Source organism: Phytohabitans aurantiacus, from assembly GCF_027923225.1.
Classification (GTDB): domain Bacteria; phylum Actinomycetota; class Actinomycetes; order Mycobacteriales; family Micromonosporaceae; genus Phytohabitans; species Phytohabitans aurantiacus.
In genome coordinates, this window is sequence record NZ_BSDI01000014.1 from 1 (window position 1) to 19,055 (window position 19,055).

The window sequence follows — 19,055 nt, forward strand, 5'->3', positions numbered from 1 at the left end:
AGGACCATCGTGGCCGAGACCGAGACGGGTTTGGAGGTGGAGGCCATCCGGAAGATGGTGTCGCGGCGCATCGGCGGGCCACCGTCACGGTGCATGGTGCCGAGCGTTTCCACATGTGTCTGGCCGTTTCGGCTGACCAAAGCGACCAGGCCGGGGATCGTGCCGGAGTCGACGTGCCCAGCCAGCACGTCATGCAGTCTGCGCAGCCCCGCCTCGGAGAAGCCGCTGTTGCCGTGTCCCACGATGAGCTCCTTTGTGTACAGTATCGTCCTTTTAGGACTTGAAGGGTGGTTGCTTTACAGGCTGCGGGCGGTGATGTCGCCGTGGCCGGTGGTCGCCTGGATGTTCAGGCCGGCGGCCGCGCCCTCGGTGTTCTTCAGCGCGTTGTCGATCCGGCCGTAGCCGGTGCCGGCGTCCAGCGTGGCGGAGACGCCCTGGGCGGCGATGACCGTCACGTTGCCCATCTCGGTGCGCAGCACGACCGTGCCGGAGGTGGCCTCGGTGATGTGGATGTCGCCCTTCTGGGTGCTGATCTCCGCGGGGCCGGTGAGGCGGCCGACCGTGACGTCACCGGCCAGGGCCGTCAGGCGCACGCTCGCGGCCTCGTCGATCTTGACCGCGCCGTGCGCGCCGTCGAAGGCGATGTCGCCCAACTGTCCGACGCCCCGGAACTCGGCGGCGGCCGCCTTCGCCTCGACGCGGGAACCGGCGGGCAGCTGGATCGTCAGGTCGACGGATCCGGAGGGTCCGACGAGCTGGTTCTTCCCCGCCGAGGTCTTGATCCGCAGGACGCCGTCGCTGTAGTCGACCGTGGTCTGCTCGGCGGCCTTCACGTCGCGCCCCTTGGAGGCGTCGGCGGGAGCGACCTCGACGGTGGTGTCGGCCCGGTCGGCGGCGATGACCTGGACGCGCCCGGCGGCGATGTCCAGTACGGCGGCGATCGCGGCCGGGGTGTCGAACTTCTGCATCGTGCTCTCCTCAATCGCTCGTTTCTGACTGCGGAAACGCTACGTTGCGTTCGAGATTCTGCCAACTGCTCTGTTGCGTCCTTTCGACATTTCCCCAGGTAAACGGCGAGATTTCGTTGCAACGAGCGTAAGGCGAACGCAATAAAAGCATCGAATGCGTTGCGTTGATCAGTGGGCGAACGCTACGCTGTCCAGCGACAGCGGGAAGCGTGGAGGGAGATCGCGGTGCCGGGAGGCAGACTCACCCAGCAGGAACGCCAGCAGATCGCGCTCGGGCTGGCCGACAGCCTCGCCTACGCCGAGATCGCCCGGCGTCTGGACCGCCCCACCTCGACGATCACGCGTGAGGTGATGCGCAACGGCGGTCCCACCGGCTACCGCGCCGACCTGGCCCACCGCGCCACCGAGCGCCGCGCCCACCGGCGCAAGCACACCCCGCCACGGGGGCCGGGGGCGCCGGCGCAGGCTTACGGGCGCGACGACGAGGCCGTGCGCGAGTACGAGGAGGCGTTCACGACCCTCCTGATGGGACAGGGCCTGCCCAAGATGACGGCCCGGGTGCTGACCTGCCTCTTCATCGCCGACGCGGGCAGCCTCACCGCGTCAGAGCTGATCCAGCGACTGCAGGTCAGCCCGGCGTCCATCTCCAAGGCGACCGCGTTCCTGGAAGTCCAGGGGCTCATCCGCCGGGAACGCGACGAACGCCGCCGCGACCGCTACTTCGTCGACGAGGGCGTCTGGTACCAGTCGACGATCGCCAGCGCCCACGGCATCGCCCAGGTCGCCGGGATCGCACGGCAGGGCGTCAGCGTCCTGGGCCGCGACACCCCGGCCGCCGCTCGCCTGGAAAACATCGCCCGCTTCAGCGAGTTCATCAGCGAGAGCATCCTGCGCGCCGCGGAGCAGGTCCGGGAAATCCTCTACACCAAGCCCAGAACGGACCCAGGCGGCGCTACCGAACCGCGTCCAGACCGCGGATAGGCGCGTGCGCGGGTATCCGGTGGAGCAGCCCTTCGGGGAGGCCGGTGACAGTGGTGTCGACGTCGTGGGTGATGTCGATCGGGTGGCCGGCGATCTGTAGGCCACGTGCGCTGATCGGGCCGAAGGGCGAGCCGGGCAGCGGGTCGAGCCGCATCCGTCCATTGGGGACGTCCGGCTCCAGGCCGATCGTGGTTTGGAGTATCAGTACGGCCGCGGCGGCGGACCATGCCTGTGGCCGGCATGCCGCGGGATAGGGCATCGGCCGGCTCAGCGCGGAACGCGGATCCCCGGCGTGCAGCTCGGGCATCCGGTAGTCGAAGGTCTCGGCGGCGGTCAGCAGCCCGTCGATCAGAGTGGTGGCTTCGGCGGGAAAGCCGGCGCGGGCGAGTGCGGCGGCGACGATCGCGGTGTCGTGGGTCCATACCGAGCCGCAGTGATAGGACAGCGGCGCGAAACCGGCATCGTTGGCGGACATGGTGCGCAGCCCGTAGCCGCCGGACATCGCGTCGCCGCTGAGCGCGGTGGCGACGGCTCGTTCCTCGGCCGGGTCGAGCATGCCGGTGCCGAGCAGGTGGCCGATGTTGCTGGTGAGCGAGTCGACGGGGCGTTTGTCGCGGTCGAGGGCCAGGGCCGGGTAGCCGGCGTCGACCCAGAATCTGGCGCGGAACCGGTCGGCGAGAGCGGCGGCGTGTTCGCGCCACCGTTCGGCGCCGGGCCGGCCGAGCGCGTCGAGAAGGGCGGCACCGTCCATGGCCGCGCGGTAGGCGTATCCCTGGACCTCGGCCAACGCGATGGGTGGTTCGGCGAGCCGCCCGTCGTGGTAGCGGACGGCGTCGCCGGAGTCTTTCCAGCCCTGGTTGGCCAGGCCGTGTCCGGTGGTGTCGAGGTACTCCAGGAAGCCGTCGCCGTCGGGGTCGGCGCCGTCTGCGAGCCAGCCGAGCGCGGCTTCCAGGTGCGGGAGCAGGTCGCCGACCTGCGTCTCCGCCAGGCCCCAGCGCCAGGCGTCGTGCAGCAGGCTGATCCAGAGTGGGGTGGCGTCGACGGTTCCGTAGTACGCCGCTGGCAGGTGCTGGTCGTCGGCGAGGACGAACTCCTGCCGGCGCAGCTCGTGCAGGATCTTGCCGGGTGCCTCGCCGGAGGCCGGATCCGCCTTGGTGCCCTGATGGCGGGCGAGGACCCGCAGGGTGCCGGCGGCCAGGTCGGTGCCCGTCGGCAGCAGCATGCGGGCCGCCCAGATGCTGTCGCGGCCGAACAGGGTGAGAAACCAGGGCAGGCCGGCGCCCAGGTAGGCGTCCTGGCCGTCGGTCAGCCGCAGGGCGTGCAGGTCGTCGAGGGAGCGTGTGACCAGCCGGCCCAGGCGCTGGTCGCCGGAGGTGACCTGGGCGGCGCTCCAGTCGCGGGCTCGGACGGGTGCGTGCACCACGGCGGCGGGGTCGTGTGCCCGTACGGTGAAGCTCAGGCTGGTGGCGGTGCCCGGTTCGAGCGTGACCGCCCAGCTCAGCCGGCCGTTCTCGGCGACGTCGGCATGCTCGGCCGTGACAGCCACGGTGATGCCGTCGCGCTCCCAGGTCAGGGTGGCGTCCGCGGTGCGGTGGGCCGCCACCGGCGTCGCCTGGCCGCCGGTCTTGACGACCTCGATCGGGGCGAGGTCGACGGCCAGGTCGACGGTGACGGTGGTGCCGACCGGCGCCGAGGCGGTCGAGGTGAGGGTGATGCGCTCGTCGATCCGGCCCGGGGTGACCGTGCGGGTCCGCTCGACGCGCAGGGTGGGGTCGGGGCCCGGGTTGCCGAGCCAGCGGGCCAGCGAGACGAAGCGGGTGGTGCCGGCGCCGTCGTTCGCGTGGCCGATCGGCTCGGTCTCCCGGCCGTCGAGGCGTAGCAGCGCCTCGGAGAGCACCCGCGTGTCCGCGTGGTAGGCGCCCTGCACCCCGGCCGCGCGGATCTGCCCGTCGGGGCCGGCCAGCGCCGTGGTGGGCGCGGCGAACGTGGCGACGAGGTCGTGCAGCAGCGGCTGAAGCCGGTTCATGGGGTTCCCCTCGGCGGGTCTTGACAGCGAGCGGTGCGGTGGCGCATTGTTCGAAACATTCCAGCAACTTGAACGATCGAATGATGCCTTACCGAAATTAGATCGTTCAAGAGGATTTAGGAGATCATAAGTTGTCGAAAGTCACGATCGCCACCGTTGCCGAGCGGGCCGGGGTCTCCCGGCAGACGGTCTCCAACGTGCTCAACACCCCCCAGGTGGTGCGTGAGGAGACCCGAGAGCGGGTCCTCGAGGCGATCGCGGCTCTCGGCTACCGCGCCAGCCAGGCGGCCCGGCAGATGCGTACCGGGCGGTCGCGGCTCATCGCGGTACGCATCGAGCCGGCCCGCGACGGGATCAACGGCTCGGTACTGGACCGCTTCCTGCACGGGCTCACCGACGCCGCCGCGCCAGCGGGGTACCGGGTGATGCTCTACACCGCCACCGACGACACCGACGAGATCGCCACCTACGAGAACCTGCTGACCTCCTACGACCTGGACGCCTTCGTCCTGACCAGCACCCACCACGGCGACGCGCGCACATCCTGGCTCGCCGAGCGCGGGGTGCCGTTCGTGACGTTCGGCCGGCCCTGGGGCGCCCCGGACACCCACTCCTGGGTCGACGTCGACAACGCCGCCGGCACCGCGATGGCGACCCGGCACCTGCTGGACACCGGCCACCGCCGGATCGGCTTCCTCGGCTGGCCACCCGGCTCCGGCGTCGGCGACGCCCGCCGCGACGGCTGGGCCTCCACACTCGCCGCCGCCGGCGTACCGGGTACCGGCCTCGACGCCGCCACCGAAGACGGCATCGAGTCCGGAGCCGCCGCCGTCACCGACCTGCTTGCGTCGGTGGATGCCCTGGTCTGCGCGTCCGACTCACTCGCGCTCGGCGCGCTGCGGGCCGCCCGCGAGTCCGGCCGCCCCTGCACGGTGATCGGCTTCGACGACACCGCCGTCGCCCAGGCGGTCGGCCTCAGCAGCGTCAGCCAACCCCTCACCCAGGCGGCGGCCCGCTGCATCGACCTGCTCGCCGGCGTCCTCGACCGCTCCGCGGCGCCGCGTCAACTCCTGCTCGAACCCTCCCTTGTCCTCCGCCAGAGCGCAGCAATCTAGGAGCCCCATATGAGATACGGCAGAACCGTCGCGGTCGTCGCCGCGCTTCTCCTGACAACCACGGCCTGCGGCGGCGGCTTCGACGACGAGGGCGGCGCCGCACAGCAGAGCAGCGGGCCCGCCGACCTGAAGGTCCTGATCGCGTCGTCCGGCGACGCCGAGACCAAGGCCGTCACCGACGCCGCCGCCGCGTGGGCGAGCGCCTCCGGCAACAAGGCCACCGTCACCCCGGCGCAGGACATCGTGCAGCAGCTCGGGCAGGCGTTCGCGGGCAGTACACCGCCGGACGTTTTCTACGTCGACGCGGCCCGCTTCGCCGACTACGCGAGCGTCGGGGCGCTCGAACCGTACGCCGACAAGGTCTCGAACCTCGACGACTTCTACCCGAACCTGCGGCAGGCGTTCACCTACGACGGCACGGTCTACTGCGTGCCGAAGGACACCTCGACGCTGGCCCTGGAGATCAACACCGACCTGTGGCAGAAGGCCGGGCTCACCGACGCGGACGTGCCGACGACCTGGGACCAGCTGACCGCGGTGGCGCAGAAGATCAAGGCCAAGGGCGTCGTCCCGCTGGCGATCGGCGACACCCGGGACCGGGTCGGCGCCTTCCTCGTGCAGAACGGCGGCTGGTGGACCAGCGCCGACGGCAAGCAGGCCACGGCCGACACCCCGGCCAACGAGGCCGCCCTGACGTACGTGCAGGGGCTGCTCAAGGGCGGGCTGGCGCAGTACCCGAAGCAGCTCGACACCGGCTGGGGCGGCGAGGCGTTCGGCAAGGGCAAGGCCGCCATGACCATCGAGGGCAACTGGATCAAGGGCGCGATGAAGGCGGACTTCCCGACGGTCAAGTACACGGTGCACGAGCTGCCGGCCGGTCCCACCGGCACTAAGGGGACGCTGTCGTTCACCCAGTGCTGGGGGATCGCGGCCAAGAGCAGGTACAAGGACCAGGCGATCAAGTTCGTCGAGGCGATGACGGCCGCCGACCAGCAGCTGGCGTTCGCGACCGCGTTCGGTGTCATGCCGTCCCGGCAGTCCGCCCAGGCCCAGTACACGGCCAAGTTCCCCGAGGACGCGCCGTTCATCGCCGGCGTCGCGTACGGGCACGGCCCGGTGAACGCTCCCAAGATGGACAGCGTCCTGGCCGACCTGGACACCGGCCTGCAGGGCCTGGCCACCGGCAGCCCGAAGGCCGTCCTGCAACGCTTCGACAAGAACGCCAAGACGGCGCTCGGCGGCTGACGTCCCCATGGCCGACTCGAAGCGTGGCGGCATCCGCGGCAACGAGCGGGTGGCCGGCTGGCTCTTCGTCACACCCGTGGTGGCTGTCCTCGGGCTCTTTCTCGTGGTGCCGATCCTCATGGCGCTCTGGGTCAGCCTCACCGACTGGAACGGGCAGGGCAGCCCGTTCCGGTCGGGTGTCCCGTTCGCCGGGCTGGACAACTACACCGGCCTGTTCACCGACGACGGGCTGGCCCGCCAGAACTTCATGACCAGCATCCGCAACAACGCCTATTACGTGGCCGCTGTCGTTCCACTGCAGACACTGCTGGCTCTCGGCCTCGCGCTCGTGGTCAACAACCGCCTGCTCAAGGGCAAGGGCTTCTTCCGGACCGCGTTCTACTTCCCGTCGGTGACCAGCTCCGTCGCGATCAGCGTGGTCTTCCTGTTCATGTTCTCCAACAGCGGCGCGATCAACGAGATCCTCGGCTTCGTCGGCGTCAACGGGCCGCAGTGGTTCGCCGACCCGCGCGGCGTGCTGCACCTGGCGTTGGGCGCGGTCGGACTCGTCGACGTCAGCGCGCCGCCCGCCGCGCTGACCGATCACGGCGTGCTCGGCCTGACCTGGTGGGACTGGAGCTCCGGGCCCAGCGTCGCGATGTGCGCCATCATCGCGCTCGTCGTCTGGACCACCTCCGGCACGTTCATGCTGATGTTCCTGGCCGCGCTGCAGAACATCCCGGGACAGCTCGACGAGGCGGGCCTCGTCGACGGCGCGACCCGCTGGCAGCGGCTGCGCTTCATCACCCTGCCGCAGCTGCGGCCCACCATGTTTTTGGTGCTCACTCTCGGCCTGATCGGCAGCTGGCAGGTCTTCGACCAGATCTACGTGATGAGCCAGGGCAACCCGGCCAAGACCACCCTGACGCCCGCGTACCTGTCCTACCGCACCGCCTTCCGCGACTTCGACTACGGCTCCGGCGCGGCGATCTCGTTCGTCCTCTTCCTGATCATCATCGTGCTCACCCTGCTGCAGCGGCGAGCGCTGCGGGAAAGGCCCTGACATGCGTACGCTCGCCACCCGGTTCGCCGGCTACGCCATCCTGGTCTTCTTCTCGCTGGTCTTCCTCTACCCGTTCGTCATCCAGATCGCGAACTCGTTCAAGACGGAACCGGACGCGTCGGCGAACCCGCTGTCGCCGATCGCACACCCGTTCACCACCGACTCGATGGCCCGGATCTTCGACGGCACCGGCTTCCCGACCTGGATCGGCAACTCCGTCCTGGTCACCGTCATCGTCACGATCTGCCGGGTGCTGTTCGGCTCGATGGCCGGCTACGCCCTGTCCCGGCTGCGCTTCCCGGGCCGGCGCCCGCTCTTCGCCACCCTGATCGGGCTCATGGCGGTACCGGGCGTGGTCCTGCTCATCCCGAAGTTCCTGGTCCTCAACCAACTCGGCATCTACAACACGTACGCCGCGCTGATCGTGCCCATGATCGCGGACGCCGCCACCGTCTTCATCATGAAACAGTTCTTCGACTCGGTGCCGGTCAGCGTCGAGGAGGCCGCCCGCATCGACGGCGCGGGCATCTTCCGGACCTTCTGGTCCGTGGTGCTGCCCACCGCCCGGCCCGCGCTGATCACCGTAACGATCCTGGCGTTTCAGGGCTCGTGGAACGAATTCCCCCACACGGTGGTCGCCGTACAGGACCCATCCCTGTTCACCCTGCCACGCGGGCTGGCCGACCTGGTCAGCGGATCCCTCGGCTCCGGCAGCCAGTACCCGCTCAAGCTCGGCGCCGCGCTTCTGGCCACCATCCCCGTAGCGATCATCTTCGTCATATTCCAGCGCTACTTCGTCCGCGACGCCAACGAGGGCGCCGAAAAAGGCTAGGTGCGGAGAGTCAATTGATCGAGGTACGCGACCTGGCCAAGCATTTCCGGGTGCATCGACGCGAACCGGGGCTGCGTGCCGCGTTGCGCTCCCTCGTCCGGCGCGACCACCACACCGCCCGCGCGGTCGACCAGGTCAGCTTCACGATTCCGGAGGGGGAGGTCGTCGGCTTCCTCGGCCCCAACGGCGCCGGCAAGACGACCACGCTGAAGTGCCTGACCGGCCTGCTCCATCCCACCACCGGCACCGTCCGAGTGCTCGGGCACACCCCGCACCATCGAGAACCCGCCTTCCTGCGCCGCGTCTCCCTGGTCATGGGTCAGCGCAACGCCTTGTTCTGGGACCTGCCGGCCGCCGACGCCTTCGAGGTCAACCGGGCGATCTACGGCGTCGCCGAGGCGCCCTACCGCTCGGCGCTCGACGAGTTGGTCGCCCTGCTGGACCTCGAACCGCTGCTCGGTAAACAGGTGCGGGTCCTCAGCCTCGGCGAGCGGATGCGCTGCGAGCTGGCCGGCGCGTTGCTGCACCGGCCTGACGTGCTCTTCCTCGACGAGCCGACACTCGGCCTGGACGTCAACGGTCAGGCGGCGGTACGCGCCTTCCTGCGTGACTACAACGCCCAGCACGGCGCGACCATATTGTTGACCAGCCACTACATGGGCGACGTGACCGCGCTGGCCCGCCGGGTGCTGGTCATCGACCGCGGCACCCTTCGCTTCGACGGCGACCTCGCCGCACTGGTCGAGGCGCACTCGCCCCACCGGCTGGTCCGGGTCACCCTGCGCGAGGCCGCGCCTGCGCACGCGTGGGCGGGTCTCGGCGAGGTATCCACCATGGACGGTGCGGTGGTCACGCTCGTGGTCCCGCGGGCAGAAACGGCCGCGATCGCGGCTCGGCTGTTGACCACCCTGCCGGTCGAGGACGTCGCGATCGAGGACCCGCCGGTGGAGGACATCATCCGGGCGGTCTTCGCCGATGCGTGACCTGCTCACCGCGTACCCGCCGCTGGTGCGCAGCGCCGCCCTGGTCGCCGTCACCTACCGGGGCCGGATGATCCTTGGCGTGATCACCGGCTTCTTCCCGCTGCTGACGATGGCGGTGTGGCTCACCGTGGTCGCCGAGGGCGGACCACCGGCGGGCTGGACCACCGGCGACTTCCTGTCCTACTACGCGGCGGCGACGCTGCTGTGGAACCTCTCCGGCAACCACGTGGTGTGGCGGTGGGACGCGGACATGCGCAGCGGCGACCTGTCCATCCGCCTGCTCCGGCCAGTGCACCCGTTCCACCAGTACGCCACCAGCGACCTCGGTCACCGGCTGGTCTTCCTGGCGATGCTGGTGCCGACCCTGACGATCGCCGCGCTGCTCGTGCCGGGCCTGGACTACCCGGCCGATCCGGTCCTGCTCGCCGCCGTCGCCGTCGCGCTGGCCCTCGCGTACGCGCTCAGCCTGCTCATGGCCTCGACGTTCGCCCTGGTCGGGTTCTGGAGCACGCAGACGACCAACGCGTGGCTGCTGTGGTGGGGCCTCGGCTCGTTCGCCTCCGGCTGGGTCGCCCCGCTGGCACTGATGCCGGACTGGCTACGCACGGCGGCCGCCCTGTTGCCGTTTCGCACCGCGATGGGCTTCCCCGTCGAGTTGCTGATGGGCCGCCTCGACCCGCGCCAGACCGTGTACGGCTTCGCCGTCGGACTCGGCTGGCTCGCGGTGTTCGCCCTGCTGTACCGGATCACGTGGCGGCGCGGCATCCGCCGCTACCAGGCGGTGGCCGGATGAGCGGATGGACCCGCCACGCCCGCATCCTGGGCATCTGCTGGCGAGCGGCCGTGGCCAGCGAGGTGGAGTACCGGTTCAACTTCATCTCCAACGTTGCGCTCAGCATGTTCTGGATGCTGTGGGCGGCGGCCGGCGCGTCGGTCTACTTCCGGTACACCGGCGCGGTGGCCGGCTGGACCAACGCCGAGGTCCTCGTCGTCATCGGCCTCTTCTTCGCCCTCAACGGCATACGGCAGATGGTGCTTCAGCCCAACCTGGAGCGGATGACCGACTACGTACGCCTCGGCACGCTCGACTTCCTCCTCATCAAGCCGTTCGACGCGCAACTGTTGGTCAGCCTGCGCCACCTGAACGTCAACACCCTGCTCGATCCGGTGCTCGGCCTGGCGCTCACCACCACCGGCATCGTCCTCACCGGCCGCGGCACGTCCGTGGCCGCGCTCGCCTCGTTCGCCTGGATGCTGGCGTGCGCCGTGCTGCTGATGTACGCCCTCACCGTCGCGATGATGGCCCTCGCCGTGAAGCTGGTGGCCGCCGAGGAACTCGGCCAGGTCTCCTACGCTTTCGTCGAGCTGTCGCGCTTCCCGGTGGACCTGTACCGCAATCCCGTGCAGACCATCCTCACCATCGTGCCCATCGCGTTCCTGACCACGTATCCCGCCGCCGCGTTGCTCGGCCGTCTCGACCCCTACATGCTGCTGCTCGCACCCGCGGTGGCAGCCTGCGCCGGCGTCCTGGCAACCCTCGCCTGGCGACGATCCCTCCGCTCCTATGCCGGCGCGAGCGCCTGACCCGCGTTCACATCGCGACGACGAGTTTGCCGGTGGTGTGCTCGCGGGCGAAGTCGACGCAGGCTTGGCCGCCCTCGTCGAGGGTGTAGCGGCGACCGATCGTGGCCGGTAGCCGGCCGGCGGCCGCCAGTTCGCCGACTTCTCGCATGCCGCCGAGGGTGCCGTCCATGTCCAGTACGAAGTGCAGCGCGACGTCGTCGCGGCCGATCCATTCCTGTTGGGGCACCGGGTAGGTGATGGTCAGGAGGCGCCCGCCTGACCGGACGGCGCGGGCGACGCCGGTGAGCTGATCGCTGGGCAGGGTCAGGTTGAAGGCGACGTCGACGCCGGAGGGGTACTCGGCTTCTGCGTACCCGATGGTCTGGTCGGCGCCGAGCGCCCGCAGCAGGTCCGCGTCGGCGGCGGTGGCGGTGGCGATCACTCGTGCCTTCGCTTCGGCCAGCAGCGGTACGACCGCGGTGCCGACACCGCCGGTGGCACCGATGACCAGGACGGTTTCGCCGGGGCGGACGTTGGCGGTCGCCATCAGCGCCCGTGCGGTCAGGCCGACGGTGGGCAGGGCGGCCGCCTGTTCGATGCCGAGGCCGGGCGGGCGGTGAGCCAGGAATGGGGTGTCGGCCTCGAAGACCGCGTACTCGGCCAGCGAGCCGGTGCTCAGTGACGGCCGGTTCACACCCGCCATCGCGCGCAGGGCCCGCGGCACGGCCTGGCCGAAGATCTCGTCGCCCACCTGGTACCCGGTGACACCGGCGCCGACCTCGGTGACCGTACCGGCGAAGTCGTTGCCGGGTACGTGCGGAAACTCCAGCGGCGCGACGTCGTGGAAAGCGCCGCTGGGCAGGCGGACGTCCGCCGGGTTGATCGAGGCGGCGGCGATGCGGACCAGGAGCTGCCCCGGACCGGGGCGGGGCACCGGCACGTCGGCCACCGTGTACGTCTCGGGTGGTCCGTATCCGGTCACCACAACTGCCTTCATGTACGTCCTCCATAAGCGGACCGAGCGGTCATGTTATCGAAGGCAAGCTAGCAATAAGCGGACCGGGCGGTCAAGTTGCTAGGGTGGCGCGGTGAGCTCGCCCCGTCCCCTGCGCGCCGACGCCGCCCGCAACCGGCAGTCGCTGCTGGCGGCGGCGGCCGACGAGTTCGCGGAGCGGGGCCTGGACGCGTCCGTCGCCGACATCGCCCGCCGCGCCGGTGTCGGCAAGGGCACCGTCTTTCGCCACTTCGCCACCAAGGACGACCTGCTCGCGGCCATCGTCATCGACCGGATCGACACGCTCAACACGGTCGGCGAGAAGCTGCTCGGCGCGGCGGATCCGGGCGCCGCGCTGCTGGAGTTCCTCACCGTCGCCGCGCACCAGCGGCAACAACGCGACCTGTCGTTCCTGCAGGAGGCCGGCGACCTGTCCCCGGAGGTGGTGCGGGTGCGCGCCCACATGTTCGACATCGTGCACCGGCTTGTCGATCGGGCCCGCGACTACGGTGTGGTGCGAGCCGACGTCACCGGAGCCGACGTCATCCTGCTGATGTGCGCGCCGAACTATGTCGCCAGCTACGTTCCGGACGCCCCACCCGACCTGTGGCGGCGGTACCTGGCCATCATCTTCGACGGCCTGCGCCCGCAAAGCGCCCACCCGCTGCCACACCCACCGCCATCGGTTCTTTGACGCTCCCGAGCCGTCTCACCCGCGGCGGTCCACCGGGCGGGTGGCGACCCGTGGGCGCAGGCCAAGAAAGGCGGCCTGCCGTGCCGCCGCCGCGTCCAGCGCCCGCGATTCGGCCGGTGTGAGCGCGCGGTAGAGCACCGCTTCGACCAGCACAGTGTCTCTTGTGGAGGTACGCCGCCAGCGCCCCGCCACCTGCCCGTCCACCAACAGCATCCCGTTGGGCACCACCGTGCCGGGCGGGAGCGCGCGGGCCGCGCCGGAGGCGTCGAGCGCGTACTTGCTCTCCGTGAACGCCACCACGTACTCGTCGTACCCCTGTACAAGATGGACGGTGGGCGAGGCGGGCGTGGGCCTCTCCTGCCACCCTGACCAGTACGACACGCCGTCGACGACGTCGTGGCGCAGGCGGTCGCCGGCCAGCGCCACGCCCCGCGCGATGTCGGCACGGGGGAGGCTGCACCACCACCTGAGATCCTTGGCGGTGGCCGGCCCGTGGCTGCTGAAGTAGCGGGTGACGAGCTCGGCGAGCGCCTCGTCCGGATCGCGTTCGGGCGCGGGCGGCACCCGCGCTTCCAGCAACGCGTACGTGTGGTGCTTTCCGCGCACCGGCCCGCTGCAGATGAGACCGTCGAGCTCGGCGTGCATCAGCAGGTAACCCAGGCCGAAACCGGTGCTCGGCAGGCCCGCGCCACGGAGTATTTCGGCCAGTTCCCCGCGGGTGCGGCAGGTGCCTTCGAGCGCCTCGGCGAGCAGGTCGTGCGCCTTGGTGAAAGCGCGCTCGTCGAGACCGGCCCGACGGTACGCGTACCCATTCATGGCGTGCACCCGCGGGCCGGTAAGGCGCAGCAGCCACCGGATGTCGTCGGGCGTCACGAAGTGCCACGTCGGCCTCAACACGTGGGTACGCAGAAACTCGCCCGCGTCGAAGGAACGCTGCACCTCGGCGTCGGTGATGCCGGGCAGCCGCTCGCCCAGCGACCACTTCGCCGGCCCGAAATCCTGCGCCTGCACCGCCCCGAACCATCGCACGACGTCGGCGGGCGCCCGCATGGCGGCATCGCCCCTCAGAAGAACGCTTCCCATACGCCGGTCGGCGATAGCCCTCACGCCCCCAGCCTATGAGGGGTAGCCATCGATCGTTCGATCGAAGCGTGAGAGATTGGGCGGATGCAGGCGTCCGCCCAGGTTTTCGTGTCGCATCACCAGCTTCAGGTGTTGGGCGGTTGGGAGCGGGGTGACGACCTCGGCCTCTACGTCGTGGGGGACAGCCTTCTGCAGGTCACCGGGGGCTCGCAGTTGACGGCTTTCACCGGCCCGCACACTGGTCGGGTCCGGGTGGAACTGGTGTCGCGGAAAGCGGCGCCGGACGACCACATCGGTGAGTGGGAGGCGGCGTCAGAGGCGACCGTGTGGTGCCCGCAGGGGCGGCTATGGGTCTGCGGGCTGATGGGCGACTGCCCGGAAGAGTTGGGCGCGGAGGTCGAGGCCGGCCTCGTGCGGGTGCGTGTCGCCGCCCGGCATCGCCGGCCGGAGGGTACGCCCGGTCCGCAGGAGGAGTACCAGGTCAGCTTCTGGCCGGTCAATGTGGACACCGGCTTCCGCGGCCTGCGCGACGACGGATACTCGGCGGGATCGAAGTCCCCTGACCCGGCGCGTGCCGCCGGCTGGGCGATGGTTCGCCTGATCTCGCGGGCGAACCCCGATCCCCGGGAGGAGAATCTGCGGCGGGCCGCGGCGCGCGCCGGGCATGGCGTCGCGGAGCCACCCGACGCGCGCGTCGACGTGCGGCGCGATCATGCGCTGCCGTCCGACCTGACGCAGGCCGTACTGGGCGCGCCGGCCGATCACCTCGGCGCCGTCTTCCAGGGCGAGGAGTGGGTACTGCCAGCCGGGCCCGTGGAGATCCGGCTGCGACCGGTGTCCACGCTGGACGGTGCGCGGCTGGGGTGGCGGTGGCAGTCTCTGCGCGCGGCCGTACCGGATGAGGTGGAGTCCACAGTCCACCTTCGGATCGAGGCCAGCGGCGGGCTGAGCCTGACGCACACCGGCGTCCGTGCCCGTGACGCTGTCCTGCTTGGACTGGTCTGGGAGTACCTGCTGGCTCACGCCGAGGCCAAGGCGAGCGGTGCCGGGGTCGACGTGCACCCGTGGGTTCCTGTGCTCGCGGAGTCGGAGGCGCGGGCGGCCGCCCGAGAGCAGGCCGACCGGCGCGGCAGGGAGGCGATGGAGGCGCGCCGCTGGGGCGGCAGGCCGCCGTCCGATCGGCTCCGCGGTGTGCCGGCCAACACGATCGGCCTGTCCAATCTCGACCGTGGCCTGCTGGACAGCCTGGCCGACGCGCCGCCCGAGGCGCAACGCGCGGTTGCGCGCTGGGCTACCCGGAAGGTGTACGAGCTGGCCAGGCTGGACACCGTCGACTGGATCGCATCGGCTCTGGCGGCGGTGGATCGGGGCGAGTCTCTCCCACCGCCGTTCGACACCGACCAGCCACCCTGGGACCGGCTCTGGGCGGACCCGCGGGTGCCGGCCACCACGGTAACCATCGCAACGGGTACGCCCAACTGGTCTGTGCAAGCCCTCGCGTTCCCGGCCATCCACGCCGCGTACCACGACGATCCGCTGGCCGCCGCGGTCGACACGGTCTACTGGGCCGCGCTCGCGTACGGCGACCGCCACCGCGACCTGCTCGCCGCGGCCGCCGCCCGCCTGGCCGAGGTCACCGCCTCCGACCGTTGAATCGCCTGTTCAACGTGTCGAGCGTCGGCCACGGAGGGCCATCGCGCAGCGCACGCACGAGTTCCTCCCCGAACCACTTCCCGTTTGGGAACTGGTCGCCCCGGGCCCAACGCCACGCCGCGACCATTGCGAGAACGAGCTGGCGGCACTCGTCCAGCAGCGCCTGGTCAATGCTCGGGTAGCGCTCGCAGACCGCCTCGGGAACGTGTGCGAGATCGAACTCGACGGGTCCACGGCAGCATGTCTCGAGGTCGATGAACAACGGTCCGTCGTTCGTGCTGAGCACGTTGCCTTGATGCGGCTCGCCGTGCAGCAGCTGTTCCACGGCGCCGCGGTCGTCGATCGCCCGGCGCAGACTTTCCAGTCTGGCGCTGAGGTACCGACGGTCGGCGTCGGCGAGCTCCGGCGACAGACTCGGGTTGGCAAAGACCTCTGCCGCCTCCGCGACGCGATCCGTGAACCGTGGGATCGGCACATCGATTTTGCGTATGCCAGCGTGTAGGCGCTCCAGCGCCTTGGCGTAGTCGACCGGCGAGACGTGAGGTGTCACGGGCTCGTAGTAGATCCAGAGCGTCACGTCGAAGCCATCACACGTGTGCACAAGCGGGTCCACCCGCGGCTCCAACCGGCCCACCGGGCACCCGACCGCGGTGAGCCGTTGAGCGAGCTCGACTTCGAGCCGCGCCGCCCCGTGCTCCACAGGGGCGACCCGGGCAAGGACGCCGCATGGCTTCAGCCGCAGCGCCAGCCTGTTCGAACTGTGCAGCACGATGGCCTCGTCGACCGGCAGGTCCAGCGATGTGGCGACCGAAGTCGCAGCCGTGATCGCGCGCGTGACGTCGGAAGTCTCCACCCACGAATCATGGCCCATCCGAACGTCAGCTCAGCGCCGTCGACCGCCACACGCCGCCAACCCGAACGTAGAGTCGTTTGTTGGTGGAGTCGACGGCGAGCGTGCCGTCTACCGGGGTGTGGGTGAAGGAGGCGTCGCTGACCGGGCCCGCGACCAGGCGCAGCGGCGGGTTCGGCTGATGCCTTGTGGGGATGGTGCCGCCGGCCTGCCCGCCGATGTTTCCGTAGCAGTTCTCCACCCGAAAGTCGCCGGTACTCGAGGACTCGTAATAGATGTGGTTGCCGGTCGGCTTTGTGGCGTAGGCGCCAACGACGTTGCGAAGAACGGCGGTCGAACCGGGGCCTGAGTACAGATCGACCCCGGAGTTCACCGTCGCCGGGGCACCGTTGGCGATCAGCACGTTTTCCAGGGCGCTGGAATTGCCCGCCCAGGCGATGATGTTCTGCGCGGTGGAATAGCCGTCGGCGAACCCGCCCGCGTAGCAGTAGATGTTGCTCGCGTAGACGTGCCTGCAGGAGGCGTCGACCTTCAGATGAGGGCCGCCGCGCATGGCTGAGGTTTCGAACTTGCAGTCCGTCAGGTAGATCCCGTTCGGGTTGTTCGTGGCCGCGGTGCCGCGTGTGATCCACAGTGCTCCGGTGCCGAACGCCTCGAAGCGGCAGCCGACGAAATGGATCTGGTTCACGTTGTCGGCGCTGTAGCCCCAGCCGCTCGTGGCCGACGAGTTTCGCAGCCACACGTTGGGTTGGGTCTTGCTGTCGGCCGTGCCGCCGCTGGACTCGATCACCAGGTTGTAGAACCGGGAGTCCCAGAACTCGACAGCGTCGATGCACAGGTCGTTGTTGCTCGACATGAACACATCGCGGAAGTAGGAGTTGTCGTTGTAGTACAGCTCGAGCAACAGCCCGGTCCTGCCGTTGCCGTTGAACCCGAGGTTCTCGATCGAGCAGTACCGCCGGTGCGTGGAGCCACTCGTGCCGGAAGACGGTGTACCGGACATGCGCAACAGGATCCCGTTCGCCGCCTTGCGGAGCGTCGACGCCTTGCTGCTCGCGCCGACCAGCCGGATCCCGTTGCCTCCCACGGACAGGGCCGGACTACTGGCCGTCGGGACAACCTTGTATTTTCCGGTAGGGAAGTAGACCGTGCCGCCTCCGGCCGCCGTCGCCGCGTCGAGCGCGGCCTGGATGGCCGCGGTGTCGTCGTGGGAATCGTCGCCGACCGCGCCGAAGTCCTTCACATCGAACCAGTCCAGCGGACCCGCGGCCGCCGAAGCGGGTGCGGCCTCCGCGGCGATCGCCGCGCCGGCCACGCCTGTCACGGCGCCCGTGAACAACACCCGGCGCCTCAGACTGCGCCCGCGGGCGACACCCGGGACCTTCGGATCGACCACGCGCGTTCCTCTCAGAGTGCCGCTCACCAAGATCGTTCGACGCGTGATCATACAGAGATGTGAGCTGCCGCGACGTTCGTCGCGGGCGAGACCGTCGCTCCCGCGGCCTCACCCAACGCGGCTACACAACCAGATCGCCACAGACGCCACCGACCTCACTCCATCAGCGCCGCATCACGGTAGCGGCGGCGCCGTCCGGACTTCGCGGATCGCCGTGGCCAGCAGGGTGACGCCCTCGGCGATGGCGGCCTCGCCGAGGATGGCGTAGCCGAAGATCAGGCCGCCCGGTCCGGTGCTGGCGATCCGGTACGGGCCGACGCCGTGGATGCCGAGCCCGTGCCGGTCGGCGGCCGCTACCACCGCCGCCTCGTCGAGGTCGGGCGGGAGCCAGGCGACCACGTGCTGCCCGGCGGCGATCCCGGCCGGTTCCAGGTCGGGCAGGTGGGTGCGCAAGGCGTCCAGCAGCGCGTCGCGGCGGCGGCGGTACACCGGACGCATCCGGCGCAGGTGGCGGTCGAACTCGCCGCGGGCGAGGAAGTCGGCGAACGTCAACTGGTCGATGACCGGCGAGCCGCGGTCGGCGAGTACCTTCGCCGCGGCGAGGTCGGCGACCAGGTGGGCGGGCGCGACCAGCCAGCCGAGCCGCAGCCCCGGTGCGAGCGTCTTGCTGGCCGTTCCACAGTAGACGACGTGGTCGGGCGCCAGGCCCTGCATGGCGCCCACCGGCGACCGGTCGTAGCGGTACTCCGCGTCGTAGTCGTCCTCGACCACGAGCGCGCCGCGGCGCTGGGCCCAGCGGATCACGTCGGCCCGCACCGCGGCCGACATGACGGCGCCGGTGGGCCACTGGTGCGAGGGTGTGAGCACGACGGCGTCGGCGCCGGCCCGGTCGAGGGCGTCGACGTGGATGCCGTTCGGCCCCACGGGTACGCCGACCACGTCGAGGCCGGCGGCGCTGGCCAGTACGCGGGCGTCGTCGTTGGACGACGGGTCCTCCAGGGCGATCCGCCGGGCGCCGCGCCGCAGGAGTACCTGGATCAGCAGCGAGATGCCCTGCCCGTACCCGCTGCAGATCACCACGTTGTCGGGGACCGCCGAGGTGCCGCGCACCCGGTTGAGGTAGTCGCAGAGGGCCCGGTGCAGCTCCGGCACGCCGCGCCCGTCGAGGTACGCGAACCGGTCGTTGGGCGTGGTGGTGAGCACGGTGCGCACCGAGCGCAGCCAGGCGGCCCGCGGGAACTGTGACACGTCGGTGCGCCCGTACCCGAAATCGACCCTGCGCGTGGCCGGCCGCGCCCGCGAAGCCGTGCCACCGGCGGAGCCCGGCGCCATCGACGCGGCGACCTGGGTGTAGCCGCCCGACCGGCTGACGAGGTAGCCCTCGGCGACGAGCTGCTGGTATGCCTCCACGACCACCCCGCGGGAGACCCCGAGGCCGGCGGCGAGGGCGCGGGTGGGTGGCAGTGACGTACCGGTGCGCAGCCGGCCGGTCCGGATGCTCGCGCGGATCGACGCCTCGATCTGCCGGTGCAGCGGCACCCCGGCGTCGCGGTCAAGCTCGATCAGCAGATCCTCGGCCGGTCCAGAATTGGTCCTCAATTGGCCCACAGTATCGGACCTTATCGTGTGT

Annotated in this window: 18 protein-coding genes; 10 read left to right on the top strand and 8 right to left on the bottom strand. The window is 70.3% G+C overall.

The genetic code is table 11. The features are described from left to right. Both QMG73_RS16970 and QMG73_RS16975 read right to left on the bottom strand, forming a co-directional pair. The coding region (locus QMG73_RS16970; protein ID WP_281896639.1) for a serine hydrolase at positions 1–242 on the bottom strand (242 nt) is incomplete at its 3' end. Between the two features lie 54 nt (positions 243–296). Further along, entirely contained in the window at positions 297–968 is a 672-nt protein-coding gene (locus QMG73_RS16975; RefSeq protein ID WP_281896642.1) for a DUF4097 family beta strand repeat-containing protein, read from the bottom strand. A gap of 225 nt (positions 969–1,193) precedes the next feature. Between QMG73_RS16975 and QMG73_RS16980 the strand changes: the two genes are divergently transcribed. Then, positions 1,194–1,949 carry a helix-turn-helix domain-containing protein gene (locus tag QMG73_RS16980; protein ID WP_281896644.1) on the top strand — a complete coding sequence of 252 codons (756 nt, stop codon included), beginning with the start codon at positions 1,194–1,196 and terminating at the stop codon, positions 1,947–1,949. On the opposite strand, the gene QMG73_RS16985 is transcribed toward QMG73_RS16980, so the two are convergent. Continuing rightward, positions 1,921–3,975, bottom strand: coding sequence for an amylo-alpha-1,6-glucosidase (locus QMG73_RS16985; protein ID WP_281896646.1), 2,055 nt, complete (start codon positions 3,973–3,975; stop codon positions 1,921–1,923). The two genes, QMG73_RS16980 and QMG73_RS16985, sit on opposite strands and share 29 nt — an antisense overlap. Positions 3,976–4,106: 131 nt before the next feature. Here QMG73_RS16985 and QMG73_RS16990 point away from each other — a divergent pair, with 131 nt between their 5' ends. Genes QMG73_RS16990 through QMG73_RS17020 form a run of 7 tightly spaced genes read left to right on the top strand, consistent with a single transcriptional unit; the run spans position 4,107 to position 10,776 of the window. Next, positions 4,107–5,090 (top strand): LacI family DNA-binding transcriptional regulator, encoded by a 984-nt coding sequence (locus tag QMG73_RS16990; protein WP_281896649.1) that lies wholly within the window; start codon positions 4,107–4,109, stop codon positions 5,088–5,090. 9 nt (positions 5,091–5,099) lie between these two features. Continuing rightward, positions 5,100–6,335 carry a sugar ABC transporter substrate-binding protein gene (locus QMG73_RS16995; RefSeq protein ID WP_281896650.1) on the top strand — a complete coding sequence of 412 codons (1,236 nt, stop codon included), beginning with the start codon at positions 5,100–5,102 and terminating at the stop codon, positions 6,333–6,335. A gap of 7 nt (positions 6,336–6,342) precedes the next feature. Beyond that, positions 6,343–7,377 carry a carbohydrate ABC transporter permease gene (locus QMG73_RS17000; RefSeq protein ID WP_281896652.1) on the top strand — a complete coding sequence of 345 codons (1,035 nt, stop codon included), beginning with the start codon at positions 6,343–6,345 and terminating at the stop codon, positions 7,375–7,377. A 1-nt stretch (position 7,378) separates the two neighbouring features. Continuing rightward, positions 7,379–8,209, top strand: a complete 831-nt coding sequence (locus QMG73_RS17005; protein WP_281896654.1) for a carbohydrate ABC transporter permease — start codon at positions 7,379–7,381, stop codon at positions 8,207–8,209. A gap of 14 nt (positions 8,210–8,223) precedes the next feature. After that, positions 8,224–9,192, top strand: a complete 969-nt coding sequence (locus tag QMG73_RS17010) for an ABC transporter ATP-binding protein (protein ID WP_281896656.1) — start codon at positions 8,224–8,226, stop codon at positions 9,190–9,192. Continuing rightward, on the top strand, positions 9,185–9,985 hold the full coding sequence (locus QMG73_RS17015) for an ABC transporter permease (RefSeq protein ID WP_281896658.1): 801 nt from the start codon (positions 9,185–9,187) through the stop codon (positions 9,983–9,985). Before QMG73_RS17010 ends, QMG73_RS17015 begins: the two co-directional genes overlap by 8 nt. Continuing rightward, complete coding sequence (locus QMG73_RS17020) at positions 9,982–10,776, top strand: ABC transporter permease (protein WP_281896660.1); 795 nt, start codon at positions 9,982–9,984, stop codon at positions 10,774–10,776. The genes QMG73_RS17015 and QMG73_RS17020 overlap by 4 nt, the downstream gene beginning before the upstream one ends. A 7-nt stretch (positions 10,777–10,783) precedes the next feature. On the opposite strand, the gene QMG73_RS17025 is transcribed toward QMG73_RS17020, so the two are convergent. Next, the gene (locus tag QMG73_RS17025; RefSeq protein ID WP_281896661.1) at positions 10,784–11,752 is read right to left on the bottom strand and encodes an NADP-dependent oxidoreductase; all 969 of its coding nucleotides are present in this window, start codon (positions 11,750–11,752) and stop codon (positions 10,784–10,786) included. Positions 11,753–11,843: 91 nt separating this feature from the next. On the opposite strand from QMG73_RS17025, the gene QMG73_RS17030 reads away from it, so the two are divergent. Further along, positions 11,844–12,443 carry a TetR/AcrR family transcriptional regulator gene (locus QMG73_RS17030; protein ID WP_281896662.1) on the top strand — a complete coding sequence of 200 codons (600 nt, stop codon included), beginning with the start codon at positions 11,844–11,846 and terminating at the stop codon, positions 12,441–12,443. A gap of 15 nt (positions 12,444–12,458) precedes the next feature. Here the strand turns inward: QMG73_RS17030 and QMG73_RS17035 are convergent, their stop codons facing one another. Continuing rightward, the gene (locus tag QMG73_RS17035; protein ID WP_281896663.1) at positions 12,459–13,493 is read right to left on the bottom strand and encodes a winged helix DNA-binding domain-containing protein; all 1,035 of its coding nucleotides are present in this window, start codon (positions 13,491–13,493) and stop codon (positions 12,459–12,461) included. A 117-nt stretch (positions 13,494–13,610) separates the two neighbouring features. Here QMG73_RS17035 and QMG73_RS17040 point away from each other — a divergent pair, with 117 nt between their 5' ends. After that, on the top strand, positions 13,611–15,179 hold the full coding sequence (locus QMG73_RS17040; RefSeq protein ID WP_281896664.1) for a hypothetical protein: 1,569 nt from the start codon (positions 13,611–13,613) through the stop codon (positions 15,177–15,179). Here the strand turns inward: QMG73_RS17040 and QMG73_RS17045 are convergent. From QMG73_RS17045 to pdxR, 3 genes are all read right to left on the bottom strand, one after another. Continuing rightward, positions 15,160–16,032, bottom strand: coding sequence for an aminoglycoside phosphotransferase family protein (locus QMG73_RS17045; protein ID WP_281896665.1), 873 nt, complete (start codon positions 16,030–16,032; stop codon positions 15,160–15,162). The two genes, QMG73_RS17040 and QMG73_RS17045, sit on opposite strands and share 20 nt — an antisense overlap. Positions 16,033–16,057: 25 nt before the next feature. Beyond that, entirely contained in the window at positions 16,058–17,425 is a 1,368-nt protein-coding gene (locus QMG73_RS17050; RefSeq protein WP_281896667.1) for a glycosyl hydrolase family 28-related protein, read from the bottom strand. Positions 17,426–17,599: 174 nt separating this feature from the next. Then, positions 17,600–19,033, bottom strand: a complete 1,434-nt coding sequence (gene pdxR / locus QMG73_RS17055; RefSeq protein ID WP_281896668.1) for a MocR-like pyridoxine biosynthesis transcription factor PdxR — start codon at positions 19,031–19,033, stop codon at positions 17,600–17,602. Between the last annotated feature and the right edge of the window lie 22 nt (positions 19,034–19,055).

What these genes read in the sequence shown, in the direction of transcription:
- QMG73_RS17020 (WP_281896660.1), top strand. Translation starts at nt 9,982, where the DNA reads ATGAGCGGATGGACCCGCCACGCCCGCATCCTGGGCATCTGCTGGCGA.
- QMG73_RS17005 (WP_281896654.1), top strand. Translation starts at nt 7,379, where the DNA reads ATGCGTACGCTCGCCACCCGGTTCGCCGGCTACGCCATCCTGGTCTTC.
- QMG73_RS17025 (WP_281896661.1), bottom strand. Translation starts at nt 11,752, where the DNA reads ATGAAGGCAGTTGTGGTGACCGGATACGGACCACCCGAGACGTACACG.
- QMG73_RS16975 (WP_281896642.1), bottom strand. Translation starts at nt 968, where the DNA reads ATGCAGAAGTTCGACACCCCGGCCGCGATCGCCGCCGTACTGGACATC.
- QMG73_RS17040 (WP_281896664.1), top strand. Translation starts at nt 13,611, where the DNA reads ATGCAGGCGTCCGCCCAGGTTTTCGTGTCGCATCACCAGCTTCAGGTG.
- QMG73_RS16995 (WP_281896650.1), top strand. Translation starts at nt 5,100, where the DNA reads ATGAGATACGGCAGAACCGTCGCGGTCGTCGCCGCGCTTCTCCTGACA.
- QMG73_RS16985 (WP_281896646.1), bottom strand. Translation starts at nt 3,975, where the DNA reads ATGAACCGGCTTCAGCCGCTGCTGCACGACCTCGTCGCCACGTTCGCC.
- QMG73_RS17000 (WP_281896652.1), top strand. Translation starts at nt 6,343, where the DNA reads ATGGCCGACTCGAAGCGTGGCGGCATCCGCGGCAACGAGCGGGTGGCC.
- QMG73_RS17015 (WP_281896658.1), top strand. Translation starts at nt 9,185, where the DNA reads ATGCGTGACCTGCTCACCGCGTACCCGCCGCTGGTGCGCAGCGCCGCC.
- QMG73_RS17035 (WP_281896663.1), bottom strand. Translation starts at nt 13,493, where the DNA reads ATGCGGGCGCCCGCCGACGTCGTGCGATGGTTCGGGGCGGTGCAGGCG.